The sequence below is a fragment of the Martelella mediterranea genome, assembly GCF_021021415.1.
Taxonomy (GTDB): Bacteria; Pseudomonadota; Alphaproteobacteria; order Rhizobiales; family Rhizobiaceae; genus Martelella; species Martelella mediterranea_C.
The window spans coordinates 1-5,605 of record NZ_JAINWJ010000088.1 but is presented as its reverse complement, the minus strand read 5'-3'; the positions used below and the strand labels follow the sequence as shown (position 1 = coordinate 5,605).

6 protein-coding genes are annotated in these 5,605 nt (G+C 59.3%); 5 read left to right on the top strand and 1 reads right to left on the bottom strand.

What is annotated here, in order from left to right; translation table 11 throughout:
* Together argF and arcC are read left to right on the top strand one after the other, a co-directional pair.
* On the top strand, positions 1-890 hold an 890-nt coding region (argF, locus tag K7H91_RS25280), incomplete at its 5' end, for an ornithine carbamoyltransferase (protein ID WP_230722927.1).
* A gap of 1 nt (position 891) precedes the next feature.
* On the top strand, positions 892-1,821 hold the full coding sequence (arcC, locus tag K7H91_RS25275; protein ID WP_044411739.1) for a carbamate kinase: 930 nt from the start codon (positions 892-894) through the stop codon (positions 1,819-1,821).
* A gap of 411 nt (positions 1,822-2,232) precedes the next feature.
* Here arcC and K7H91_RS25270 read toward each other — a convergent pair whose 3' ends face one another.
* Entirely contained in the window at positions 2,233-2,598 is a 366-nt protein-coding gene (locus K7H91_RS25270; RefSeq protein ID WP_044411741.1) for an EF-hand domain-containing protein, read from the bottom strand.
* A 605-nt stretch (positions 2,599-3,203) separates the two neighbouring features.
* Between K7H91_RS25270 and K7H91_RS25265 the strand changes: the two genes are divergently transcribed.
* The 3 genes from K7H91_RS25265 to K7H91_RS25255 all read left to right on the top strand — a co-directional run.
* The gene (locus K7H91_RS25265; protein WP_230722926.1) at positions 3,204-3,527 is read left to right on the top strand and encodes a type II toxin-antitoxin system HigB family toxin; all 324 of its coding nucleotides are present in this window, start codon (positions 3,204-3,206) and stop codon (positions 3,525-3,527) included.
* Positions 3,517-3,897 carry a helix-turn-helix domain-containing protein gene (locus tag K7H91_RS25260; RefSeq protein WP_230722925.1) on the top strand — a complete coding sequence of 127 codons (381 nt, stop codon included), beginning with the start codon at positions 3,517-3,519 and terminating at the stop codon, positions 3,895-3,897. Before K7H91_RS25265 ends, K7H91_RS25260 begins: the two co-directional genes overlap by 11 nt.
* A gap of 13 nt (positions 3,898-3,910) precedes the next feature.
* Positions 3,911-5,605: recombinase family protein (locus K7H91_RS25255; protein WP_230722924.1), on the top strand; the 1,695-nt coding region annotated here is incomplete at its 3' end.

Here is a 5,605-nt window from a genome sequence, read left to right as displayed (position 1 = left end):
AAATGGGCGCAAATGAGGGCTTGATAAAGACGGATACTCTAATATTTGAAAAGGACTCCACCCGTACTCGGGTTGGTTTCGAGGTCGCGGCGCACGACCAGGGTGCGACCGTCACCTATCTCGGCCCGTCAGGAAGCCATCTTGGACACAAGGAGAACGTGAAGGATACCGCGCGGGTGCTCGGCCGTGTCTATGATGCGATAGAGTATCGCGGCTTCGGGCAGACGATCGTGGAAGAACTCGCAGCCTATGCTGGCGTACCTGTTTATAACGGCCTCACAGACGAGTTCCATCCCACCCAAATTCTGGCCGACCTCCTCACTATGAAAGAGCACTCGGATAAGACGTTGAATGAAATCTCCTACGTCTTCGTCGGCGATGCCGGCAACAACATGGGCGATAGCCTTCTTATTGGCGGCGCCAAGATGGGAATGGATGTGCGGCTGTGTGCGCCAAAGGCCTGTTGGCCCGCGGATGCGATCCGCGAGGAAGCCGAAATGATATCTGGGCAAACCGGGGCACGCGTGATGATTACCGACGACGTCAAACGCGCTGTCGACGGTGTGGATTTCGTCTACACCGACGTCTGGCTCTCGATGGGAGAGCCGGCAGAAAAATGGGCCGAACGCATCAAGCTTTTGATGCCCTATCAGGTCAATGCGGACTTGATGAGCAAGACCGGCAATCCTTGCACCAAGTTCATGCATTGCCTTCCCGCCTTCCATGACACCGCAACCAGCGTTGGAGCCGAAATTGCCGAAAAGTTCGGACTTGACGCAATGGAAGTGACCGACGAGGTGTTCGAGAGCTCGGCGTCGATCGTCTTCGACCAAGCTGAGAACCGCATGCACACTATCAAGGCGGTGCTCGTTGCCACGATCGGTAACTGAGATGCTAGTCGTCGTAGCCTTGGGCGGCAATGCGCTTCTGCAGCGTGGCGAGCCGATGACCGCCGAGACACAGCGCGACAACGTCAGACGCGCGGCTGCCTCGCTCGCTGAGATGGTTCGTGCGGGCCATCGTCTCGTCGTCACACACGGCAACGGGCCGCAGATCGGTCTGCTCGCATTGCAAGGTGCAGCATACAGGCCTGACGAAGCCTACCCTCTCGATGTTCTGGGCGCTGAGACGGAGGGGATGGTCGGCTACCTGATCGAGCAAGAGTTGGAGAATGCGCTCGACCATGCAGTCCCAGTTGTGACGCTACTAACACAGGTCGTCGTAGACTCGAAAGATACGGCCTTCGCCAACCCCACCAAGCCGGTTGGTCCAACTTATGAGGAGAAGGAAGCTCGCCGGCTGGCCGCAGCACGTGGCTGGCGGATTGCGCCTGACGGGACAGGCTGGCGGCGGATCGTGTCCTCGCCTTTGCCACTGGAAATACCGGACATGCGCGTCATAAAGCTTTTGGTCGAACGCGAAGTGATTGTGATTTGCGCCGGCGGCGGAGGCATTCCTGTAGTTAAGCTCGAGGATGGCTCTCTGGTGGGTGTCGAAGCCGTCATAGACAAGGACCGGGCGAGCGGACTGTTGGCCGAACAGCTCAAAGCAGATGCGTTGTTGCTGCTGACCGACGTTGATGCTGTCTATCGCCAGTGGGGTACGCCGCAAGCCTCACCCGTGCAGGCCATCTCCCCTGACGAAACCGAACAGCTTGACTTGCCCGTTGGCTCGATGGGCCCGAAGGTCGAGGCCGCCAGCCGCTTTGTGCAGGCTGGTGGAGCGGTGGCAGGGATTGGACTTCTGGCCGATGCGGCAAAAATCCTGGATGGCACAGCGGGGACGCTGTTTCTTGGAAGAAAGGGCGACGACGGCGCATAACGAGCTAGAAACTGGAGATTCCCCTTGAGAGGACAATTAGGCGAGGCGCTCTCGGCTTTTCGATCGCACACAATTTGAGCTCCCGGCCAATCTGCATTGGTCGGCGGACGCCGAGTCGCCGAAGGCGGAGTGAGAGTGTCAGGGCTAGTCGGATGTGTGATCTGCCGACATCGTTTCAATCGGCACGGCCACGCTGTCCCAGAATCACGCGGCGGGGTGGCTGCGCACTTTCCGCGCCGCCAGTCCCCTATTTTGGTAAGGTTGTGGGCAATGCTGACATAGGCCTACAACTCTTCGCCTGGAGGGCGAATCTCATTTGCGACCGGAACCGAAACTAATCCTGCTGAGGCAGGACCAGGGATGGTCTGGCTGCCTAGCCTGCCGCAGCCCAGCATCTCTCGGAGCGGCGGCCTAGTGAGCTCCTCCGGCAGGCATTTTGCCGTCCTGCATGAAGGACTGGATCTCCTCAAGAGTAAGCGCTCCGTCCCCATCGGCGTCGATCAGTCCGAACATTCGGGCGTGTAGAGCCTGAAACTCTTCAAGTGAGAGTACGCTGTCGCCGTCAGTATCCATCATGGCCATCATCATCTTGAGCACCATGCCGTGGCCCATACCGCCCTGACTATTCATGCCGCTTTGACCCATCAGGCCGGTGGTCGGGCCACCATGCTGCTGCATCATTCCACCGGGCTCTTCCTGCCCGTGTTGAGCGGCCTGGGCGGTGGCGGAGGCGAGCGCAATGGCTGATACCGAGAGGATTAAGTAGATCGTCTTCATCCTGTTTCTCCTTTTAGATAACGAGCAGAGATGCACTGCGAGGACATGATCCTCACCCGTGTCAGGAGTATTGACGTAGCCGGCAGGGTTTCCTTACGCCGGGTGGCAATTATCCGTTCGAGCCTCAATCCCGTAGTGTTGGGCGCCAACGGCCCTCTTCGATATGACAAGCGATCCTCACCCCGCCGATTTGCACGCTACAGTCGCCGGTTGTTTCGCCTCGTTCCAGTGAGACTTTTCATCGCTGATTGAAAGCTCTCTCATCAACCCGTCGATTGTCGGCGGGATTCTGAGAGAGATGGCAGCCTATCGAGAAAGGAAGGTTCAGAAAGGCCGCAACTCCACAGGTAAAGTGGGGTCTGTCGACGCGCACTTTGGTTCGGACGAACCTGTGCTTCGTCTGGCGCGCCTGATCGGTCGCCAGATTGCGCGCGAGCAATTCGAACGACAAGAATCTCGGGAACGAAAGCTTATTCGACAAAAGAGCAGCAAACCTACGTAGGCTGCATCACATACAGGCATGTTGCCCCGGTGGCAGGATCGCCGCCGGGGCTTCGATATTTGACCTTGAGACCATAATGGTCCCGTGCTACATTGAGACTCAAATGAGGATCATTGCCCGCCGCACCTTACGGGAGTTCGTCGAAAGCCTCGCGGGGCAAAAGAATCAGCCAGCCGTGAAGGCCGCGCTCGATGCGTGGTTCGATGAAGTCAGTAAGGCAGAGTGGGCGAGTTCCGCCGATGTTAAGAGACACTACGCCACGGCCAGCATCGTTAACGCCGAGCGGATTGTCTTCAACATCAAGGGCAACGACTACCGCCTGGTGGTGGCCGTCGACTTCGAGAAGGGCATCGTCTGGATCAAGTGGATCGGCACCCACAAGGCATATGACAGGATAGACGTAGCTGAGGTGAGACATGGCGACTGAGCTAAGACCTATCCGCTCCGAAGCGGACTACGATGCAGCACTCGAAGAGGTGGAACGCCTTTGGGGTGCCAAGAACGGTACACCCGAAGGGGACCGCCTTGACGTGCTCGCTACGCTGATCGAGGTCTATGAAGCGAAGCACTATCCGATGGATCCGCCCGATCCAATCGAGGCGATCCGGTTTCGGATGGAGCAGCAGGGGCTCACCCGCAAGGACCTCGAACCAATGATCGGTCCCCGCAACCGGGTGGCCGACGTTCTCAACCGCAAACGCGGTCTGTCGATCGACATGATCCGGCATTTGCATGAACAACTCGGGATTTCCGCCGAGGTGCTGATCCAGCCGAGCCGCTTCGACAAGGTTGCGTAACGGGAGGTTCTGCATGATGCGTGTCGCGCTCTACGCCCGCTACTCTTCAGACAATCAGCGGGAGGCCTCAATCGAGGACCAGTTCCGTATCTGCCGCGAGCAGGCGAAGCGCGAGAAATGGAAGATCGTCGGCACGTACAAGGATGCCGGCATCTCCGGTGCGAGCATGATCTTGCGTCCCGGCATCCAGTCACTGCTGCAGGACGCCCAGGCCGGGCAGTTCGACATGGTGCTGGCCGAAGCTCTGGATCGCATCTCCCGCGACCAGGCCGATGTCGCGACTTTCTTCAAGCATCTGAAGTTCGCCGGCGTACCGATCGTAACGCTGGCGGAAGGCGAGATCAGCGAGTTGCATGTCGGCCTGAAGGGAACGATGAATGCGTTGTTCCTCAAGGATCTCGCCGCCAAGACACATCGAGGCCTTCGTGGTCGCGTGGAGGAAGGCAAGTCCGGTGGCGGGCTCTGCTATGGCTACAAGGTCGTCAAGCAACTCGATGCCCGAGGAGAGCCGATCCGAGGCGGCCGGGAGATCGACGAGGCTGAGGCGAATATCATCCGTCGCGTCTTCCGCGAATTCGCATCAGGAATCGGTCCGCGAACGATCGCACGCAGACTGAACGAAGAGGGTATTCCGGGACCTAACGGCAAGCCGTGGGGAGACACCACGATCCGTGGCCATGTGAAACGCGGAACGGGTCTCATAAATAACGAGCTCTATATCGGCCGCCTGATCTGGAACCGGCTGCGCTACATCAAGGACCCGTCGACCGGCAGGCGCGTCTCGCGCCTCAACCCGGAGAGCGAATGGTTGATCCGCGAGGTGCCCGAGCTGCGGATTGTCGATGATGCCCTTTGGCAAGCGGTGCGCGATCGGCAGGCGGTGATCGCCGACGAATACGCGAACGTCACCGAAGCTGTCCGCCAGCATCACAAGAAAAACCAGCTCAATGGCAAGCGTCGGCCTCAGTCTCTTCTGTCCGGCCTGGTCTACTGCGGCTCCTGTGGCGGTCCCTATTCGCTGCGCGGCGCGGGTCGGTTCGCCTGCTCCAACCACATCAGCAAAGGCACCTGCTCCAACAGCCGCACCATCCGACAGGAAGAACTGGAAGAACGCGTGCTCTCCGGGCTCAAGGACCGCATGATGGCGCCCGAGGTCGCAGCGGAAGCGATGCGCGCCTATGCCGAAGAGACGAACCGGCTGAACCGCGAGCGTCGCTCGAACGGCGACGCCTGGCAGGTGGAACTGGCTAAGATCGAGAAGCAGATCGCCCAGATCGTCGAGGCCATTGCCGACGGCATGTACCATCCGTCGATGAAAGAGAAGATGACAAAGCTGGAAGCCCGCAAGGCCGAGCTGGCCGCCCTGCTCGCCGACGCACCGGAGAACAAGCCAGACCTGTTACCGACGGCCTCAACAATCTACGCGAAGAAGGTCGCAAAGCTCACACAGGCCCTGAATCGCCCCGCAGTGCGCCAGGAAGCGGCCGAGGCCCTGCGGATGCTGATCGAGAAGATCGTCCTCACGCCAGGCCAGAAACGCGGCGAGATCGATGCCACGCTTTACGGCGAATTTGGACAGATCCTGGCGTGGACGGAGCGGCAAGCCCTTGGAAAGGCTTCAAAAACGAACACTCCCGGAGGGACTTCCTCGGGAGTGTTGGTATCAGTGGTTGCGGGGGCAGGATTTGAACCTGCGGCCTTCAGGTTA

Excerpts from the sequence above, each read along its gene's own strand:
- K7H91_RS25265 (WP_230722926.1), top strand. The coding sequence starts at position 3,204 with ATGAGGATCATTGCCCGCCGCACCTTACGGGAGTTCGTCGAAAGCCTC.
- arcC (WP_044411739.1), top strand. The coding sequence starts at position 892 with ATGCTAGTCGTCGTAGCCTTGGGCGGCAATGCGCTTCTGCAGCGTGGC.
- K7H91_RS25270 (WP_044411741.1), bottom strand. The coding sequence starts at position 2,598 with ATGAAGACGATCTACTTAATCCTCTCGGTATCAGCCATTGCGCTCGCC.
- K7H91_RS25260 (WP_230722925.1), top strand. The coding sequence starts at position 3,517 with ATGGCGACTGAGCTAAGACCTATCCGCTCCGAAGCGGACTACGATGCA.